We start from the raw sequence: 1172 nt of genomic DNA on the forward strand, positions 1-1172 counted from the left end.
CATCCTTCATCAGATTTGCCGTATGCATAACGTCTCCGTCATTCATAATGATTAAGCGGCAGTATGTACCTCCGTATTCAACGCTGTATCCTTCAGGAATAATTTCTTCCTTCTCGTTATATGAGCTGAGGACCGTCATCGCTGTTTCTCCTTTTCTAGTTACGTACGTTGTGCGGACATTCAGCTGTCTGGTAATAACCTCAAATAATTTTTGCGAAACAGACCGCAGTGAATAAAAATGAGGAACTTTATTTTCTCCATCAACGTTCATCTAGTTACCTCCATCGCAACCATCATTCTCTCTGCCATAAGTGCATTCTTTCATAAAGATACACACAGTTTGTTTCTAACTTTTTTGTAGTAGGAGAGAGTACGGCTATATTGCCTCTTTTCTATCTTATACATGCTAGATTTGACATATGACATGATTTCACATAAGAAAAACTTCTTCCGTTCATGAAAGAAGAAGTTTTAAATTATATAAAAATCTTACACGTCCCCATCTCCCCTCTATTCCCCGTATTAGGATATATCAAACTAAACTGCTTAGTTCAATTATGGATAAAAAACAAACGTTTACAGGAAAACATAGTACACAGGGTATTAGAGCTCCTGCTGCACCTTTTTGTTCCATTCCCTTCGCAGCACTCCCATTTTGATGCTATCAACAACATATTCACCGTTTACGATACGTGCTTCTCTGACTCTTGCTTCTTCTTTCATACCTATTTTTGCCGCTGTTTTGATCATTCYGATATTGCCTGACCATGTGGACATACCGAGTCTATGTAAATGTGTAGATTCAAATAAAAAATCAATCCACATGCGGTAAGCTTCCGTTCCGTATCCTCCGCTCCAATAGTCTGGGTCGTAAATGACAATTCCGGTTTCCAGCCAGTTTGTATGCTTGTCCACCCAATAGCAGCTCACGGTCCCCACCGTTTTTTCATTAATAATAATCGCAAGTATTCGAGGAACTGACGGAAAAAGCTCATATTCTTTTTTCCATGAGTTTATATACTTTTCTTTCGTGAGTCTTCGTTCTGGTATGTACGGAGCGTTCCACTTTTTTGCTTCTTGGTTTTTTTCTTCGTACTTCCAGTAATAAAGTTCATTAACGTCTTCCTGTGTCGCTTCTCTTAACGACACTTTTTCTCCTATTAGTTTTATCA

1 protein-coding gene and 1 pseudogene are annotated in these 1172 nt (G+C 38.7%); both read right to left on the minus strand.

Going from position 1 to position 1172, the window contains the following annotated elements; translation table 11 throughout:
- A pseudogene (locus AC1DRF_RS28765) lies at positions 1 to 271 on the minus strand (anti-anti-sigma factor); the annotation flags it as partial.
- Between the two features lie 332 nt (positions 272 to 603).
- Positions 604 to 1170 (minus strand): GNAT family N-acetyltransferase, encoded by a 567-nt coding sequence (locus AC1DRF_RS28770; protein WP_477742408.1) that lies wholly within the window; start codon positions 1168 to 1170, stop codon positions 604 to 606.
- Positions 1171 to 1172 lie beyond the last annotated feature (2 nt).

It is taken from the genome of Priestia sp. P5_B4, from assembly GCF_056400385.1.